Source organism: Phaeobacter sp. A36a-5a (genome assembly GCF_037911135.1).
Classification (GTDB): Bacteria; Pseudomonadota; Alphaproteobacteria; order Rhodobacterales; family Rhodobacteraceae; genus Phaeobacter; species Phaeobacter bryozoorum.
Genome location: NZ_JBBLYU010000005.1, coordinates 166,965 through 183,561, shown reverse-complemented (window position 1 = coordinate 183,561; position 16,597 = coordinate 166,965). Strand labels below are relative to the sequence as shown.

Genomic DNA, 16,597 nt, shown 5'->3' with positions numbered 1-16,597 from the left:
CTATTCTCCTGCGATGGTGCTGGTCTCATGGACCGGGCCCGGTGCGATCAGCTCGTCCCGACGCACCACGAGCAGCGCATAGATGAACAGGAGAGCGCCAATCACAACGGCGGCCCCGGCGCCAAACCGCATCAGGTAGAAAATCGCCAAACTATCCTGAACATCCATGTAGTAGTCGCCAATGACGCGCTGCATATGGGTCTGGATGGTGCCAGCAAAGGTGAGGACGAAGGTCATGAAGGCCATGCCGCCGGTCATCAGCCAGAAGCTCGCCATGTTCAGGACTTGGTTATAGGGTGCCCGCCCACGCAGCATCGGCATGGCATAGGTGAAGACCGCGAGATTCAGCGCCACATAGGCCCCGTAGAAGGACAGATGCCCATGTGCAGCAGTGATCTGAGTGCCGTGGCTGTAGAAGTTGACACCATGCAGGGTATGAAGGAACCCCCAGACACCGGCGCCAAAGAACGCCACGGTGCTCGATCCCAGCGACCACAGAAGCGCGGCCTTGTTGGGGTGGTTCTTGCGCCCCTTCCAGACCATCACAAAGGCAAAGGACATCATCAGGAAGAAGGGGATCACCTCAAAGGTGGAGAAGATCGAGCCGATCCACTGCCAGTAGCCGGGCAGGCCAATCCAGTAGAAGTGATGTCCGGTGCCGAGAATGCCCGAGAACAGCGCGGTGGCAACGATGACATAGAGCCATTTTTCGACCACCTCACGATCCACGCCCGTCAGCTTGAGCAGCAGGAAGGCCAGAATCGCCGCCATAACCAGTTCCCAGGTCGCTTCGACCCAGAGATGGACGACGAACCACCAGTACATTTTGTCGAGGGACAGGTTCTCGGGGTTGATAAACGCAAAGACCCAGAGCAGCGACAGCAGCCACAGGCCCATCAGGAGCACGTTGGTAATTGCGGTTTTCTTGCCCGCCAGTACGGTCATCGACACATTGAACAGGAAGATCAGCGCGGCCACGAGGATGCCGAATTTCACCCAGAGCGGTTGCTCCAGAAATTCGCGCCCTCCGTGGATGCCCACCAGATAAGAGCCAACAGCGCCAAGTGTGCCGATCATCAGGATGGCAAGTTGCAGATAGGCAAGTTTGACCGAGAAGATCTCCCGTTCGGATTCCTCAGGGATCAGGAAATAGGCAGCGCCAAAGAACCCAAGCAACAGCCAGACGATCAGCGCGTTGGTGTGGATCATGCGAATGATGTTGAACGGCAGAAGCTCGGACAGGAAATTGGGGGCGACATAGATCCAGCCTGCCAATAGCCCGCCGATCACCTGAATTCCGAACAGCGCCAGAGCGCAGATGAAATAGGCCTGAGCGACCTTCTGAGATTGATATTTCATTGTGTCTCTCCCTTAGCCCGCGTCATTGGGCGGCCAGCCCTGAGTGTCGGTCTGATCGGCCCATCGCAGAAATTCGGCCAGGCCCCGGATCTCTTCGTCGGTGAGTTGGAAATACGGCATCTGACGGCGACCCTCGACACCGCTGGGCTGGCTCTCCATCCAGTTCTTCAGTGTCTCGAAGGCCTCTTCCGGTTCGTCCTGAACGCCCCAGCGGGTCATGACATTGCCGACTTCGGGGGCAAAATAGGCACCTTCGCCGTGCAGCGTGTGACAGTTGATGCAGGAGTGACGCTCCCAGACACGTTTGCCGAGGCTGACCTCTTCGGTCAGGGGCATTCCTGCGGTCGAGGTGGTCACGACGTAGCGGTGGCTGTGCACGGTCATGCCAATAAACACGACGACGAAGAAGATTGACCCTCCGTAGAACACATTGCGCGCCCGCGACTTGGTCAGAAATTCAGCCATGGCTTGGCCCTTTCCGGCAGTTGCTGATCATCCGGTGATAGCGCGCGGCGCAGCGGCAAAGGTTGCGCAAGCGCAAGGTTCGGCGCGATTGCGGCTGTTAGCGTGATATCGAAGAGAGGACAGGCTTGTGAAATTGCCACCAAAACTGGATGACCCTGACCTGCCGCTTGACGTGCTGCTGACCACCTGGCCGGAAACACTGCGGGTTTTCATGGATCATGGCATGTTGTGCGTCGGCTGCATGGTCAGCCCATTTCATTCGGTTGCAGAGGCCTGCGCCGAATATCACCTTAACGAGGATATGTTTCGCCTCGAACTGGCTGAGGCAGTTCGCTTGGCTCGCGGCGACCGGGGTTAAGTCGGTTCCTGCGGCCAGCGATGACGCTAGGCAGGCAAGCCGACCCGCCGCGCGATCAGGGATCGCTGAGCAGCATCAGTCGATGCGGATCACAGATTGTGATCTTCTTGCGTTTACTGCTGACCATGCCGTCTTTTTCCCAGGCACTCAGCAGGCGGCTGACCGTGTGCAGCGTGGTGCCGGTCAGTTCAGATACATCCTGGCGGGTGATCGGAAATCCGATCTCGATGCCCTCGGCCACCTTGACACCGGATTGATTGATCAGCCGCAGCAGCGCACGGGCGATGCGCTGTTCGACATGCTGGGTCGACATTTCCATGATGCGGGTGTTCATCTCACCCACCCGGGCGCCGACAGTTTTATATGTCTCAGTTGCAAAGCCCGGGTAGTCAGCGGTGAAGCTGTTCCACAGCGAGGTCGGCCATGACAGGATCAGCGCCTCACTGGCGGTCAAAGCCGTTGCAGGGTAGCGGTCCTGTCCCAATGCCTTGGCGATACCGAAGAGCTGCCCGGATGGGATGTGGAGAGAGGTGACCTGATCGCCGTCGCTGGTGATCCTGACGACGCGGATGGTGCCGTCCAGAAGCAGGTAGAAGCGATCAGCAGGCGCCCCTTCTTCAAAGATGGTCTCTCCGGGTCCGAGGCCGCGGCTGCTTGCCTGATCAAGAATTCTGCGGATCTGGATATCCTCCAGCTGCGAGAAGGGCGGCAGCGGTCGAAGCAGGCTTTCATGTAGGTGGCGCACGGCATCTCCGAACAAGGAACTGGTTCATCCTATCGCGATATCGCGGTGATGGTCACCCATGTCTTTAGTCTGTTGCCGCTCTCGCAGCCAAAAAGCCGCGCCGTCTTTGCGCTGCCGCAAAGTTCTGTCGGGTGTGACGAGCTAGATTAATCGCGACACCAAGACCTGCGGGATGCGCTGTCTTCCGGCTGCATCGGCGCAGGAAAGGACGCCTCCGCCCCTGAGCGGCCGGAGACCCCTATTCCACTCACAACGCCCGCCGATTTTGGGCTGATCGAATGATAAGGAGAGTGACAATGACCAAACGCTTCAATCCCGGACTTGCACCCACAAGCCGTCGCAACGTTTTGCGTGGGACAGTTCTGGCGAGTGCTGCGGCCCTGACCGGCGGACTGGCATCCGCGGCGAATGGTGCAGCTCGTCGGGCCGCTGTTCCGCCACTGCGCGGCGCGGCGCCACGGTTCATTCAGGCCGAAGCACAGGCTCAGGCCGAGGCGGCGCCGGTTGATCTCTCCGGCTATACCCGCGTCAAACAGGAACTGGTTGCACCTCCCTTTGCCCCCAAGCACGAGCAGGTCGCAACCGGTGGTCCGAAAATCGTCGAGATCGAGTTGATCACAGAAGAACGACTGATGGTTGTGGATGAGGATACCGGCGCCGAAATCTGGGCGTTGACCTACAACGGGTCGGTCCCCGGTCCGCTGATTATCGTGCATGAAGGCGACTACGTCGAACTCACTTTGCGCAATCCGACCGATAGCCAGATGGAGCACAATATCGACTTCCATGCCTCGACAGGGGCGTTGGGCGGAGGCGGTCTGACCCATGTCTTCCCCGGCGAAGAAACCGTCTTGCGCTGGAAGGCAACCAAGGCCGGCTGCTTCACCTATCACTGTGCGCCGGGCGGCGCGATGATCCCCTATCATGTCACGCATGGTATGAATGGTGCCATTATGGTGCTGCCGCGCGATGGTCTGAAAGACGGTGAGGGTAACCCGCTGCGCTATGACAGTATCGCCTATATCGGCGAGCAGGATTACTATCTGCCGATGGATGAAAACGGCGATTACCGGACCTACGATTTGGCCGGTGACGACTACGCCGACAGTATCGAAGCGATGCGCACTCTGGTGCCGACCCATTCCGTGTTCAATGGTGCGGTTGGCGCGCTGACGGGTGAAAACGCCCTGCGGGCCAAAGTCGGTGAGACCGTTCTGATGATCCACAATCAGGCCAATCGCGACTCGCGTCCGCACCTGATTGGTGGGCATGGTAACTATGTGTGGGAAACAGGGTCGTTCACAGATGCGCCGCTGACTGGCATCGAGAGCTGGTTCGTGCGCGGCGGAAGTGCCATGGCGGCGATGTATACCTTCGAACAACCCGGCGTTTATGCCTATGTGAACCACAATCTGATCGAGGCGGTTCTACTGGGCGCCACAGCGCATTTTGTGGTCGATGGGGCCTGGAACAATGCGCTGATGGAACAGGTGGTTGCTCCCCGTAGCTTTGAAACCTGAACGGCTGCGCCACCAGCGCTTGCAGAAGGAAAGCCCACATGACTGCCGCCATTTCGCACGATATCGGGAACCGGATAGCCCTGCTGGGTCTTGGCCTGGCTGTGGCGGCAGCGCTGATCTGGGCGCTTGGACAATATCTCCCTCGCGGGCCCATCGGGTCGGCGGGGGAGAGTGTCCATCCAGAGCTGGTTCTGGCCGCCATGGAGCCAGATGCTGGGCGCGGACTTTATGTCATGAGACATGAAGTCACCGTCGCCGAGTGGAACCGCTGTCACGCAGATGGGATGTGCAGCCTAAAGCTGCGCACTCGCGCCAATAAGGATGCAAAGACAATGCCTGCAACGGGAGTGAGCCATGTTGATGTGAGCCAGTATCTGGCGTGGATCAATGCGCGCAGTGATGGCGGCTATCGCCTGCCAAGTGTTGCGGAATGGGCCTATCTCGCGGAGCCGGTACTCCCAGCCGAGCCTGAACCGATCTTTAGCGATCCCGATCTTAGCTGGGCTTCGGCCTATCTCCTTGGTGAGCAGCGCAGCCGGACGCTGCGCCCCCAGGGCAGTTATGCAACTTCGCCTGATGGTGTTGTCGATCTGGATGGCAATGTATGGGAATGGACGCAGGACTGCTATGCCGGCGAGTCCGGGGCCAGCCTCGATCGTTGCCCGGCGTATTTCGTTGCGGGCGAGCATCTGGCGGCAGTTCCGTTTCTTGTCCGCGATCCCGCTCGTGGGGGCTGTGCAGTAGGGTCACCCCCGGCGCATCTGGGCGTGAGACTTGTCCGTGATACGCCCATCTGAGGTTATTCTGCCCTAACTGCCGCAGTGATGAATCCTTGCAGGTTTGCGCGCATACGCCGGATCGGAACCCTGTCCAGGACACTGCGATAGGCGCTGCCTTCGATCAGATCGACAATCATCTGCGCCGTGCCTTCCGGATCGAGATCGCGGCGCATGTCATCTGTGGACATGCCGCGTTCGATTACCTTGGCGAGGGCTGCAATCAGCGCGTTTCGATTGTCCAGAAACAACCGAGCGATATCGGGTTTGCGGATGGCCTCGCTGGTGATCTCCAGACCCAGAATAACGTTTTCAGGCACTGCGAGATATTTGGCATAGGATTTTACAAAACTGTCGAGCAGTTTAAGCGGCGGGCGCGCTTGGGTGAGCGCGTCGATAAACGGCGAGAGTTCCTGTCGTTCCAGCGCAGCGATTTCGACCAGCACATCATGTTTGCCGGGGAAATGATTATAGAGATTACCGAGGCTGACGCCGGCGCGCGTCGCGATATCGCGGACACCGGTCTGGTGATAGCCGGTTTCGAGAAAACATCTGACTGCCGCCTCAAGGATCTGCTGCCGCCGTTTGGCGGTGGTCTCGGTCCGGGTGAGTTTGGGCTTGCCGTCTGACATCAGTGTCCTGAGGTGAATGCTCTGTCGCGCAGCTGTGCGGGTCTGCGGTCTGCGGTCTGCGGAGAGATGTAGCCCCCGCGCAACAGGCTGACAAGGTCGAGGCCCTAAGGGGTGTATTGCCGCCGCGCGGTTTGGCTGGGCGAATGCCCGAACCGTCCCTTGTAGTCGCGCGCAAAACGGCCCAGGTGGGAAAACCCGTTGGAAAATGCAACGGTGGTGACGTCGGGTGTGTCGCGCTGCGCCATCAGGTGATAGTGGGCCGCATCCAGTCGCGCGTTGCGCAGTACCCGCATCGGGCTCTGCCCAAAAGCGCGGCGAAAGCCCTTTTGAAGGGTGCGGACATTCATGCCCGCATGTTCCGCAATGTCGGTCAGCTGTATTGGGTTGCTGAGATTGACGTGGATGAAGCCCATCGCCGCGCGAACGCCGGGTGGCACGGAACCGTGGTCAGCCCGTTCAATGATGTGGGAGATATTGCTGGGCAGCCGCGTCAATAGCTCTCGCGCCAGATCCTGTTCCACCCGGATATCCGAACCACGCAAACGCCCTTGGAACAAAATGCCGACTTCTGCCGCCTGAACGCAGGCACAGACCATCTGCCGCAGCCGCCGCCCGCCAGGAGCAAGCAGATCGACGCGGCTGGCAAAACGGATTGGCCCCGGCAGTTCTGCTCCGATCAGCTGCCGCGCAACCGTTTCAAGGTAATTCCGGTCGATCTGAAGCAGCAGCTTGCGGCAATCGGCGCTCCATCGCATCAAAGCGTCCCGATCGGGATTGAGCACCGTTGCTGTGGTTGCGTCGGCCAGGATCTCGGCGCCGCGATGCCGGACGCTGGCCTGGCCGCAAAGCGGGATCTGCAACAGGTAGAACGAGTCCAACATACCGGGGTCAATAGTCACATCGGCGCCGTAGTGCAGGTAATTGATCGAGCAGTGGCGCCCGGCTGCGTGATTATGGCGGACCGCGAGATCCTGATGCCGTTTGGCGAAATCCAGCCGGTGATCGCAGAATTTCTGCCCCACCCGGTGGCGTGCCTCGTCCAGATCCCCGGTGCGCAGCAGCGGATGATTGCTCAAATGCTCAACTGTGTCCGGGTTGGCTGGGATGGCCATCTTGCCTCCAGATCAGAGGACTGCAGCTTAGATTGCCCCGGAGATATTTCAAGCCTCAACCATCCAGCCATCAATTGGGTTCGTTTTCTGGATAATCGAATGTGCAACGCTGGTGCAGTCTGGCGGTCTCAGATCAATTTCAGGGAGGAGACGTCATGGAAAAAGGGATCACCAAGGCAAAAGACGGTATTCGCGGCATGTCCTGGACAGTTGTCGGGCAGACCTATGTGCCCAAGTTGCTCAGCACCGATGCCTTCATATGGGATGCGGTTCTGCCGGCCGACACCTTTGTACCGCCGCATATCCATCCAACCCAGGATGAATGGATCAGTGTCCTGTCGGGGGAGCTTGAGGTGGAATTTTCGGGCGATGTGCATAAGGCGGGGCCGGGGGATACAGTGCGTATGCCCAAGGGCGAAGCACATGCGATATTCAACCGTTCCGGTGCTGAGGCGCATTGTATTTTCGGCGTCGCGCCCGCGCGCAAACTGTTCGACCTGTTCATTGAGCTGGACGGTGTGACCGACCCGGAGCAGCTGGTGCGTCTCTCTGCGCTGCATGAGGTCGATTTTCTGCCACCCCCGGCCGACGCATGAGCAATCCGGAGCGCGGGTGGGGCGGTGCCACCGTCCAACTCCGTTCCGGCAGGAAACACACCGGCCTGCGGGGAGGCAGGTGAGGGACAGAACGGTTCATCGCAGATTGGATCGAGAGGGGAGAACAGGACATGACAACACGCAAAACAGTTGCGGTTATTGGCGGCGGTGTCAGTGGTCTGGCTGCGGCCAAAGCCTTTGATGAACGCGGCCACAGGGTGATCGGTTATGAACGCAGCCATGATTTCGGCGGTGTCTGGGAGCTGTCGCGGTCATACCCGGATGTGCAGACACAGTCGCCGAAGGATCTATATTGCTACACCGATCATCCGATGCCCGCAGATTACCCGGAATGGCCGAAAGGTCCGCAGGTTCATGCCTATCTGCATTCTTACGCGCAGAAACACCGGCTGGCGCGACTGTTCCGGCTCAACACTTCCGTTACGGCGATGGAGCGGCGTCAGGATGGGCAGCCCGGCTGGACCCTGACCCTGGAGGCCGCCGGGAAGAGCTGGCAACAGGATTTCGATTTTGTTGCGGTCTGTACGGGTCAGTTTTCGGAAAAGAACATCATCACCCATCCCGGTCAGGACGCATTCATCGCCCGTGGCGGACAGGTGATACATTCATCTGATTATACGGATCCCGGCCTGATTGCGGGCAAACATGTGGTGGTGCTGGGCGGCTCTAAATCGGCCACCGATATTGCTGTCAATGCGGCCAAGAGTGGGGCGAGATCTGTTCGGCTGGTCTATCGGGAGAATGTCTGGCGGGTGCCCTATTATGTCGGCGGCATCAACTTCAAGAAGCTGCTATATATGCGGGCGCAGGAGCAGCAGTTCAATCAATGGGGTAAGTCGCCTTTTCAACGCGGTATCGCCGCGCTGTTGAAGCCTCTGGTCTGGGCCAATTTTCGCGGTTTGGAGACCATGCTGAAGCTGCAACTGGGTCTGAAGAAGCACAATATGGTCCCCACCACGCCGATTGAAAAAGAGGTGTCCTGCTCGGTCCCGATTGTGACTCCAGGTCTGTTTGAGGCGTTGAACGATGGCAGTATCAAGCCCGTTATCGGCACGTTTGAGAGCTATCAGGAGGAAGGTTTGCGGCTGAGCACCGGCGAGGTGGTGCCATGTGATGTGGCGGTGCTGGCGGTTGGCTGGAAGCTGGGTGTGCCCTATCTGGCGCAGGAGTATCGTGACAAGCTGATCGAAGACGATGGACAGTATCGCGTTTATCGCCTGTCGGTGAACCCGGATCTGCCCGATATGGGGTTTGTTGGTTTCAACTCCAGCTTTTGCACGGTCCTGTCGGCCGAGATGATTGCCAATTGGCTGGTTCGCTATGTCGATGGCAAACTGGCTCACCAGCCCAGCCGGGCGGAGATGGAGCAGAATATCGAGATGATGCTGGACTGGCGCCGCCGGGAGCGACCTGCGGCGCAGGTCTATGGCGGTCTGTGCTCAGCACCGTTTCATTTCAAACACTTCGACGAGCTTTTGGCCGACATGGGAGCACAACAGCGCAAGCGCAAGAATCCCTTGGTCGAGCAATTCTCGCCCCCGGATGCGGCGGCTTATGGGCAGTTTCTGGCCTCGGCCCCGCAGTATCAGGCCGGCTAACGCTGCCAGATCGGGAAATAGGCTGGCGTCCAGGGCGGCGCTCACGGCTGCGTCCTGGACGCCGGGTTTCACAGCGCCTAAGCCTGCACGCCGCCCAGTCGGGCGCTGGTGTCTTCGCCCGTGTCGCCGCCTGCCATTCGCGCAAAGGCGGCGCGCCAGCCTGCGGCGAGATCAGCGAGATCGGCCAGGCTGGCGGCCTCTCCGGCTGTGATCTTGCGAGTCAGCCTCGCATGGGTCACGCGGTGTACGGTCCATTCGGGATGGCGCCGTTCGATAAGCCTGATCTCGTCGTGCGTCTGTACCGCCCCCGGCTCAAGGACGCGGTAGTACCATCCGGTGCGTCCGGTCTTCTGGAACAGGTAGGGCATCCGCTTGTTCTGAGTATAGAGACCGAGTTTCCAGCAGGGCTGTCTGCCCTGGCTGATCTGAACGACAGCACTTCCCAGTCGCAGGATGTCTCCGATGCAGAGGGTGTCCTCAGTCAGCCCGTAACTGGCGATGTTTTCGCCAAAAGCTGCCGGAACCGCTGTCGGAGGCAGCTCGGCCTCGTCCTGCCACAGGCGGTAGTGCTCGCTGGCGTAGTGGTGGATTGCCTTGTCCGCTCCACCATGCACCGTCAGATCGGCCTGCGAGTCGCCGGTGAAGCCGTTGATGTCGATCATCTGAGATCCGGCGACTGGGGACTTGTGAATGGCGGTTGGCGGTTTGTCGGCCCATGGGCTGTGGACAGCGCCATGAAAAATGCCCGCGATCGGGGCGGATAGGTCAGGTCGTGTCATCTGAAAGCGCCTTATGTTCAACACATATTAAATCTCGATCGCCGGGCTGCAGCGGTAGCTGCAACAGGGTGCAATACCCATCGGCAGGGCCTGCGTCGTGATAGGCGCAGGTCCTGCACAGGCCAAAGGGGCGCCCGCCACGGGCTTCCAAAGCCGCACGCAGGGTCGCGCTGAGCGCCTCTTCCAACGCGGCGGTTTCCGCGTCCTGCATTGCGGTCAATGCGCCGCCGATGACCGAAGGCGCTTCGGCTAGTGCCTGCCCCTCAGCTGTCACGCCGTAAGAAATCGAACGCTGATCGCCAGTTTTTGGCTCTTCGCGCACGAACCCTTTTCGGGCGAGTGTCTTGAGCGTTTGCGACATGGTGCCGCGTGTGGTGCCCAGATAATCGGCCACATGCGAGGGCGCCCGTGAGTAGCGATTGGCGCGCGCGAGGTAGTCCAGCGCCGCTGTTTGGGCCGGATTCAGGCTGTCAGACCATCCCCCGGCGGCGTCGAGACGGGCCAGACGATTGATGAGCGCGCGGATGCGGTGGTGTGATGTCATGAATAATTGGTATCGACTCGAAATCAAAACTGCAATAACTCTTATTTGGTAGCGAGTCGCTACTAACTAAGATGGAGACGAAAATGACACGATTTCTAGTGACGGCTGCGATCCTGGGCCTCGGTGCGGCGGGCGCGATCGGCGCGACCGGCGCGTTCGCCGATGGCGATCATGCGGTGCATCAGCAGGGCGCTATTATCTCGGCATCCGATGCGGGGAAGACGGCATCCTTTGATATTCTTGCGGCTCATGCGCACCGCAAAGGGAACACTGTCACCTTCCACATGACGACAAATGGCAGCGCTGGCGCGGATACGCCCGAAGCAGTCGGTTCGGTCGGCGGGGCTGAGGTTTTCTCCTATGTTTGGCCGATCTCGCTTGACCCGGCTGCCGTCGGGTTTGAGGCAGGCAGCGGAATACTCGCGCTGGCTGCAACCAGTCACCCGGACTTTGACGACACGCCATTGGTGGATGAAAACAACGACGGCGATACCGGCAACGACGGTCTCCTGTGGCACAGTCATTGGGTGGTTCTGACCCCGACCGAAGCCTGCGGGCCGGGCGCGTTGGCGGTGCGTGACATTCCAGAAGGCGCCACCCCGCAGCTGCCGGCCACCTGGCCGGGGCTTCCGATCTATCTGGATAGCCCGGGATTTACGCCCCTGTTCAACGGGCCGGAAGTGACTGTGACGGTCGGATTTCGCAGCGATGTGACTCTGGTTGATGTGGCGTATGATGGTGTTACGTCGGCCCTGCGCGTCAATGCAAATGTGCATGCGCCGTTGCTCTGCGTGGTGGATGTTTTCGATATTGCGTCGGGCGACCTGAGCCTGCCGGGAAAAATCAACTGAACGCAAATGGCGCGGCACATGTGCCGCGCTACCTCATGCCTATGAACTATCGGTGCGGGGATCGTGATTTGAGGCGTTTCAATAGATTTCGGAACGGTTGCCCCGGCCGATGTTGGATCGGCAGGGGCCGGAGGTGATGAATACGATCTCTCACCAACGCATTTGGATTTGCCATTCAATTCGAAAACCACTCATATTCAGGTGAACTGACTTAATCCCTGGTCCCAAGAATGGCGGCGCATCATGTCCAGACGACACTACGACCTGCCGCCGCTAACCACATTGGCGGCCTTTGAAACCGCAGCCCGGCACCTGAGCTTCAAAAATGCGGCGCAGGAACTGTCTGTGACACCCGGAGCGGTCAGCCACCAGATCAAGGCTCTCGAAGGCGAGCTGGGTGTGGCGTTGTTCCAGCGGAAACATCGCGGTGTCGAGCTGACGCGCGAAGGTCAGGCGCTGTTTGAGACTTTGGCCACATCGTTCCGGCAGATCTCGCGGCAATTGTCTAAGACCCGTCAGATGGGCGAGGAAGATGCCGTGACCGTCGGATCGACGACGGCGGTCGCAGCCCTTTGGCTGTCGCCGGTGATCATCCGATTTTGGCGTGATCATCCGGATTTGAACATTCACCAGATCACTCAGGATCGACCATTTCACGACACGCGGGAGTTCGATTTCTTTATCAGGTATGGGCGTGATCCCGACGCTACGCTGGCCCATACGGCGATCTATCGGGATCAACTTGTCCCGGTTGCCCGGCCGGATATCGCCGAAGGACTGGCGGGCTCATCGCTACAGGATCTGGCAGCGCAGCGGCTGATCCATCTGCACAACGTCAGTCAGAGCTGGACCACCTGGGCCGACTGGTTCCACGAGTTGGGTCATCGGGGCGACATTTCGGTTGGCACCCGCGTGACAAGCTATTCAGTGGCGTTGCAAATTGCCCGTAAGGGGGCGGGCGTAGCGCTTGGCTGGAAGCGGCTTATCCAGCCAATGCTCGACAGCAAGAAGCTTGCCATTGTCGGCAATCAGAGCGTTCCGGCACCGCAAGAGTTCTATCTGGTGGGTCTGCCGGATGATGAACTGTCGCCGAATGCCCGCAAGTTGAAAGCCTGGATCCTGTCGGAGGCAAGCCGCAGTTCGGTTTAGTCAGGCTCATTCATGAATGAGGTTTTCCCCTATTGAGCGGAATTGATCCGATCCTCCAATAGGGAAAAGCTCACGCCATGGAGAGTTCGATGAACACGCATACCCCCCTGTCGTCCGTGCTGACCGAGGTAAACACGGCAAACGGCCTGCCAAATGAACACTATGTTGACCCCCGCGTCTTCGATGAGGAAAAGCGCGCGGTTCTTTTTGCCAATTGGTCAGGAATTGGGTTTGGCAAGGATATTCCGGAACCAGGCGATGCCAAACCGGTCGACTTTCTTGGTATGCCGCTGCTGCTGGTGCGCGACCGAAACGGTGACATCGGCGTGTTTCAAAACACCTGCCGCCACCGGGGTATGATCCTGGTGGACAAGCCACAGAAGATCCGCGGGGCCATACGTTGCCCCTATCACAGCTGGTGCTACGGGCTCGACGGGGCATTGCGTGCGACCCCACATATCGGTGGTCCCGGGCAGAGTACCCATGTCGATGTCGACATCGGCAAGCTTGGCCTGATCCGCGTCCGGGCGCATATCTGGCGAGACGTGATTTTTGTGAATGTCGATGGAGAGGCGCCCGAGTTCGCCGAAGCCCATGCCGCATTGCTGGAACGCTGGCGCGAATTTGAGACACCGATTTACCACGGTGGCGAAGGGTCATCGCTGAAGCTGGAGGTGGCAACCAACTGGAAGCTGGCGGTCGAAAACTACTGCGAGAGCTATCATCTGCCGTGGGTTCACCCCGGGCTTAACAGCTATTCGCGGTTGGAAGACCACTACAACATTGAAGAGCGGGGAAAATACTCGGGTCAGGGCACGCTGGTCTATCGCCAACTGACCGACGAAGCCGGTGCGAAACTGCCGGATTTCGACGGGCTGAGTGATCAATGGGATGAGGGTGCGGAATATGTCGCGGTCTATCCCAACGTTCTGTTGGGGGTGCAGCGTGACCATAGTTTCGCGATTGTTCTGGAGCCGAAGGACTGCGGGCATACGGTCGAGCATATCGAGCTATACTATGCCAGAAGCGAGCGGGACACGCCGGAACTTGATGGTTTGCGTGCCTCTAATGCGCAGCTGTGGAAGACCGTCTTCGAGGAAGATATCTTTGTGGTGGAGGGCATGCAGAAGGGGCGTCATGGCGTGTTGTTCGATGGCGGCCGTTTCTCTCCGGTGATGGATGGGCCAACTCATAACTTCCATCACTGGGTGGCGACCGAGGTTCAGAAAGGTCGTGCAAAATGAGCGAGTTCCTGAGCCATGGAACGCGATGAGCTTGATCGCGCCCTGTTGCAGGCGCATGCCGCAGATGATGGCGCGGCTCTCGTGCGGCTCTATTCACTCGCCGCCGATTATGCAGAGGCGGCCGACGATATAGACAGGGCCTGTTTTTTCCTCACGCATGCCTTTGTCTTTGCTCTGGAACTCGGCGCGCCCGAAGCCGATCCGCTGAATGCGCGGCTTGCGGCACGGGGGCGCGTGCAGCGCCTCAGCTTCTGACATGTCACAGTCGGGTATTTGTGCTGAAAAACCGGCTGGCATGGTGACCTGTGCGACCGGCAACAGGCACCAAGCGGTTCAACCGATAGCGGAGGCAGTCTGGATCGCTGCTCCGTTAAGATAGGCTCTTGAAGGGAGCAAAGATGCGTAGAGAAGCACAGGCAGTTGTCATCGGTGGAGGGGTTATTGGGTGTTCAATCCTCTACCACCTGACCAAACTGGGATGGTCAGATGTGGTGCTGCTGGAGCGGAACGAGTTGACGTCCGGGTCCACTTGGCACGCGGCGGCAAATATCCACGGGTTGCATGACAGCACCAATATCAGCCGTATCCAGCACTATACGATGTCTCTCTACAAGGAACTGGAAGCTGAGACCGGACAGAGCTGTGGCGTATTTCAGCCTGGGTCCCTCTATTTGGCGCAGACAGTGGAACGTGAACACCAGCTGAGGTTGCAGGCCGCAAAGGCCAAGCTCTATGGGATGAATTTTTACGAGATCAGCATCGAGGAGGCCAGGCGCCTGAACCCGCTGGTCAATTACGATGGCATCCGCTGTGTTATGTATGAACCCGATGGTGGCAATGTGGATCCCTCTGGCGTGACGAATGCCTATGCCCTCGGGGCGCGCCAGCGGGGCGCCGAAATCCATCGTTTCACCCCTGTGACGGCGACCGAGCAGCAAGACGATGGCAGCTGGATTGTTAAGACGACCAAAGGAGATATCCGCACGCCTTGGGTGGTGAATGCGGCAGGGCTCTGGGGCCGCGAGGTCGCGGCGCTGGCGGGGATCGAGCTGCCGTTGCAGCCAACTGAGCATCAGTATTTCGTTACCGAGACCATGGCTGCCGTGGCCGCGCATGGGACCCGCCTGCCATCCGTCAGTGACCGGGACGGTGAGTATTATCTGCGGCAAGAAGGGCAGGGGCTGCTGGTTGGCGCCTATGAAAAGGATATGAAGTTCTGGGCCGAGGAGGGCACGCCGCTCGACTTTGCACATGATCTCTTTCCAGATGATCTGGAGCGGATCGAAGAGAACATGATGAACGCCATCGAACGCCTGCCTGCGGTTGGTGACGCTGGCATCAAGCGTGTCATCAATGGTCCGATGATCTGGTCGCCGGACGCCAATGTCCTGATGGGGCCGGTGCCCGAAATTGATGGATATTTCTGCTGCAATGGCATTATTCCGGGTTTCTCGCAGTCCGGCGGTATGGGGCTGATGGCGGCGCAATGGATCATCGAGGGTGAGACCCAATATGATATGTTCGCCTGGGACATGGCGCGGTTTGGCAGTTGGGCGACCAAAGATTTCACCAAGGCGCGGGTGCGGGATCAATATGCCCATCGCTTTGCCATCCATTTTCCCAATGAAGAACGCAGCGCTGGTCGCCCGGCACGGACGCGGCCGATATATGAGCAACAGGCGGAAATGGGCGCGGTCTTTGGCCTCAACGCCGGTTGGGAACATCCCCTCTGGTTTGCAGAAGCGCCCGGCGCCAAGGATACCAATGGGTTCACCCGTCAGAACTGGTGGGGACCCGTTGGCGATGAGTGCAGAATGTTGCGGTCCCGTGCGGGCATTATCGACATATCCAACTTTGCCAAATACCGGTGTGCGGGGCCCGGGGCCGAAGAATGGCTGAACGCGGTCTTTGCCAATGCGATGCCAAATGCGGTGGGACGGTCCTGCCTCACGCCGCTGATTTCGAAACGCGGTGGGATTGCCGGGGATTTCACGGTGACCCGTGTTTCTGAGGATGAGTTCTGGATCATCGGATCCGGCATGGCCGAGCGCTATCACAAGCGATTCTTCAAGGAGGTGCCGCTGCCAGAAGGCACTATGTTCGTGTCGCTGACAGACGAGATCTGCGGTTTCAATGTCGCGGGGCCGAAATCACGTGAGATGCTGCAACGCCTGACAAATACCTCCCTCTCGACCGATGAGTTTCCGTTCATGCGTTCGGCTTGGATTGATCTTGCCGGGATTCAGGTGCTTGCACTACGGGTTTCTTTCACCGGCGATCTGGGATGGGAGCTGCATTGCAGGCGCGAAGATCAGCCGCGTCTCTACTCGGCGCTCCTGGCTGCTGGTGAGGAGTTCGGCGCAGGTCCTGTCGGGAGTCGGGCGTTGATGTCCTTGCGGATCGAAAAAGGTTACGGCTCTTGGAGCCGGGAATATAGCCCGGAATACTGGCCGCAGGAGGTCGGGCTGGACCGGCTTTGCAAGTTGCAAAAAGACTTCCTGAACAAAGCTGCCGCAGAAAAGGTCCTCGAGAACCCGGCACGTGAACGGATGGTTCTGCTGCATCTGGATGAGGCCGGAACGGCAGCTTCCAATGCTGATGCGACCGGCGGAGAGCCTATTTTCAAGGATGGTAAGGGGATCGGCCGCGTAACCTCGGGCGCCTATGGATACAGCGTGGGCATGTCGCTGGCGCTTGGCTTTGTTCGAGAGGCAATGCCCGGTGATGCGGTGGAGGTCATGGTCCTGGGGCGTCCACACCGGGCGGTCATTTTGGAGCGACCGCCGTTCGACGCAGATGGTGCCATTCTGCGGGGCTAGCGTTCAGGAGAACGAATAAAGGAGGCCAT

General features: G+C 59.2%; 17 protein-coding genes. 10 read left to right on the top strand and 7 right to left on the bottom strand.

What is annotated here, in order from left to right; genetic code table 11:
• Both WLQ66_RS17950 and WLQ66_RS17945 read right to left on the bottom strand, forming a co-directional pair.
• Entirely contained in the window at positions 1-1,359 is a 1,359-nt protein-coding gene (locus tag WLQ66_RS17950) for a cbb3-type cytochrome c oxidase subunit I (protein WP_340547704.1), read from the bottom strand.
• Between the two features lie 12 nt (positions 1,360-1,371).
• The gene (locus WLQ66_RS17945) at positions 1,372-1,824 is read right to left on the bottom strand and encodes a c-type cytochrome (RefSeq protein ID WP_340547703.1); all 453 of its coding nucleotides are present in this window, start codon (positions 1,822-1,824) and stop codon (positions 1,372-1,374) included.
• 133 nt (positions 1,825-1,957) lie between these two features.
• Between WLQ66_RS17945 and WLQ66_RS17940 the strand changes: the two genes are divergently transcribed.
• Positions 1,958-2,182: a DUF1858 domain-containing protein gene (locus tag WLQ66_RS17940; protein ID WP_340547744.1), complete on the top strand. Its 225-nt coding sequence runs from the start codon at positions 1,958-1,960 to the stop codon at positions 2,180-2,182.
• Between the two features lie 55 nt (positions 2,183-2,237).
• Here the strand turns inward: WLQ66_RS17940 and WLQ66_RS17935 are convergent, their stop codons facing one another.
• Complete coding sequence (locus tag WLQ66_RS17935; protein WP_340547702.1) at positions 2,238-2,927, bottom strand: Crp/Fnr family transcriptional regulator; 690 nt, start codon at positions 2,925-2,927, stop codon at positions 2,238-2,240.
• Between the two features lie 296 nt (positions 2,928-3,223).
• On the opposite strand from WLQ66_RS17935, the gene nirK reads away from it, so the two are divergent.
• The gene (nirK, locus tag WLQ66_RS17930; RefSeq protein WP_340547701.1) at positions 3,224-4,447 is read left to right on the top strand and encodes a copper-containing nitrite reductase; all 1,224 of its coding nucleotides are present in this window, start codon (positions 3,224-3,226) and stop codon (positions 4,445-4,447) included.
• Positions 4,448-4,485: 38 nt separating this feature from the next.
• Positions 4,486-5,244: a formylglycine-generating enzyme family protein gene (locus WLQ66_RS17925; RefSeq protein WP_340547700.1), complete on the top strand. Its 759-nt coding sequence runs from the start codon at positions 4,486-4,488 to the stop codon at positions 5,242-5,244.
• Between the two features lie 2 nt (positions 5,245-5,246).
• Here WLQ66_RS17925 and WLQ66_RS17920 read toward each other — a convergent pair whose 3' ends face one another.
• Positions 5,247-5,855 (bottom strand): TetR/AcrR family transcriptional regulator, encoded by a 609-nt coding sequence (locus tag WLQ66_RS17920; RefSeq protein ID WP_340547699.1) that lies wholly within the window; start codon positions 5,853-5,855, stop codon positions 5,247-5,249.
• 104 nt (positions 5,856-5,959) lie between these two features.
• Positions 5,960-6,967 carry an AraC family transcriptional regulator gene (locus tag WLQ66_RS17915; protein WP_340547698.1) on the bottom strand — a complete coding sequence of 336 codons (1,008 nt, stop codon included), beginning with the start codon at positions 6,965-6,967 and terminating at the stop codon, positions 5,960-5,962.
• Between the two features lie 155 nt (positions 6,968-7,122).
• Between WLQ66_RS17915 and WLQ66_RS17910 the strand changes: the two genes are divergently transcribed.
• Positions 7,123-7,563 (top strand): cupin domain-containing protein, encoded by a 441-nt coding sequence (locus WLQ66_RS17910; protein ID WP_340547697.1) that lies wholly within the window; start codon positions 7,123-7,125, stop codon positions 7,561-7,563.
• A gap of 131 nt (positions 7,564-7,694) precedes the next feature.
• A complete protein-coding gene (locus WLQ66_RS17905) occupies positions 7,695-9,182 on the top strand; it encodes a flavin-containing monooxygenase (protein WP_340547696.1) in 1,488 nt (495 codons plus the stop codon).
• 77 nt (positions 9,183-9,259) lie between these two features.
• Here WLQ66_RS17905 and WLQ66_RS17900 read toward each other — a convergent pair whose 3' ends face one another.
• Entirely contained in the window at positions 9,260-9,961 is a 702-nt protein-coding gene (locus WLQ66_RS17900) for an MOSC domain-containing protein (RefSeq protein WP_340547695.1), read from the bottom strand.
• Positions 9,948-10,505: a MarR family winged helix-turn-helix transcriptional regulator gene (locus WLQ66_RS17895; RefSeq protein WP_340547694.1), complete on the bottom strand. Its 558-nt coding sequence runs from the start codon at positions 10,503-10,505 to the stop codon at positions 9,948-9,950. The genes WLQ66_RS17900 and WLQ66_RS17895 overlap by 14 nt, the downstream gene beginning before the upstream one ends.
• An 83-nt stretch (positions 10,506-10,588) precedes the next feature.
• Here WLQ66_RS17895 and WLQ66_RS17890 point away from each other — a divergent pair, with 83 nt between their 5' ends.
• The 5 genes from WLQ66_RS17890 to WLQ66_RS17870 all read left to right on the top strand — a co-directional run bounded on the left by WLQ66_RS17890 (position 10,589) and on the right by WLQ66_RS17870 (position 16,568).
• The gene (locus tag WLQ66_RS17890; protein ID WP_340547693.1) at positions 10,589-11,356 is read left to right on the top strand and encodes a hypothetical protein; all 768 of its coding nucleotides are present in this window, start codon (positions 10,589-10,591) and stop codon (positions 11,354-11,356) included.
• A gap of 243 nt (positions 11,357-11,599) precedes the next feature.
• Positions 11,600-12,505, top strand: coding sequence for a LysR substrate-binding domain-containing protein (locus tag WLQ66_RS17885; RefSeq protein WP_340547692.1), 906 nt, complete (start codon positions 11,600-11,602; stop codon positions 12,503-12,505).
• Between the two features lie 89 nt (positions 12,506-12,594).
• The gene (locus tag WLQ66_RS17880) at positions 12,595-13,749 is read left to right on the top strand and encodes an aromatic ring-hydroxylating oxygenase subunit alpha (protein WP_340547691.1); all 1,155 of its coding nucleotides are present in this window, start codon (positions 12,595-12,597) and stop codon (positions 13,747-13,749) included.
• Between the two features lie 15 nt (positions 13,750-13,764).
• Complete coding sequence (locus tag WLQ66_RS17875) at positions 13,765-14,004, top strand: hypothetical protein (RefSeq protein ID WP_340547690.1); 240 nt, start codon at positions 13,765-13,767, stop codon at positions 14,002-14,004.
• A 143-nt stretch (positions 14,005-14,147) separates the two neighbouring features.
• A complete protein-coding gene (locus WLQ66_RS17870) occupies positions 14,148-16,568 on the top strand; it encodes a GcvT family protein (RefSeq protein ID WP_340547689.1) in 2,421 nt (806 codons plus the stop codon).
• Positions 16,569-16,597 lie beyond the last annotated feature (29 nt).

Excerpts from the sequence above, each read along its gene's own strand:
- WLQ66_RS17950 (WP_340547704.1), bottom strand. The coding sequence starts at position 1,359 with ATGAAATATCAATCTCAGAAGGTCGCTCAGGCCTATTTCATCTGCGCT.
- WLQ66_RS17945 (WP_340547703.1), bottom strand. The coding sequence starts at position 1,824 with ATGGCTGAATTTCTGACCAAGTCGCGGGCGCGCAATGTGTTCTACGGA.
- nirK (WP_340547701.1), top strand. The coding sequence starts at position 3,224 with ATGACCAAACGCTTCAATCCCGGACTTGCACCCACAAGCCGTCGCAAC.
- WLQ66_RS17925 (WP_340547700.1), top strand. The coding sequence starts at position 4,486 with ATGACTGCCGCCATTTCGCACGATATCGGGAACCGGATAGCCCTGCTG.
- WLQ66_RS17920 (WP_340547699.1), bottom strand. The coding sequence starts at position 5,855 with ATGTCAGACGGCAAGCCCAAACTCACCCGGACCGAGACCACCGCCAAA.
- WLQ66_RS17915 (WP_340547698.1), bottom strand. The coding sequence starts at position 6,967 with ATGGCCATCCCAGCCAACCCGGACACAGTTGAGCATTTGAGCAATCAT.
- WLQ66_RS17910 (WP_340547697.1), top strand. The coding sequence starts at position 7,123 with ATGGAAAAAGGGATCACCAAGGCAAAAGACGGTATTCGCGGCATGTCC.
- WLQ66_RS17905 (WP_340547696.1), top strand. The coding sequence starts at position 7,695 with ATGACAACACGCAAAACAGTTGCGGTTATTGGCGGCGGTGTCAGTGGT.
- WLQ66_RS17900 (WP_340547695.1), bottom strand. The coding sequence starts at position 9,961 with ATGACACGACCTGACCTATCCGCCCCGATCGCGGGCATTTTTCATGGC.
- WLQ66_RS17895 (WP_340547694.1), bottom strand. The coding sequence starts at position 10,505 with ATGACATCACACCACCGCATCCGCGCGCTCATCAATCGTCTGGCCCGT.
- WLQ66_RS17890 (WP_340547693.1), top strand. The coding sequence starts at position 10,589 with ATGACACGATTTCTAGTGACGGCTGCGATCCTGGGCCTCGGTGCGGCG.
- WLQ66_RS17885 (WP_340547692.1), top strand. The coding sequence starts at position 11,600 with ATGTCCAGACGACACTACGACCTGCCGCCGCTAACCACATTGGCGGCC.
- WLQ66_RS17880 (WP_340547691.1), top strand. The coding sequence starts at position 12,595 with ATGAACACGCATACCCCCCTGTCGTCCGTGCTGACCGAGGTAAACACG.
- WLQ66_RS17875 (WP_340547690.1), top strand. The coding sequence starts at position 13,765 with ATGGAACGCGATGAGCTTGATCGCGCCCTGTTGCAGGCGCATGCCGCA.
- WLQ66_RS17870 (WP_340547689.1), top strand. The coding sequence starts at position 14,148 with ATGCGTAGAGAAGCACAGGCAGTTGTCATCGGTGGAGGGGTTATTGGG.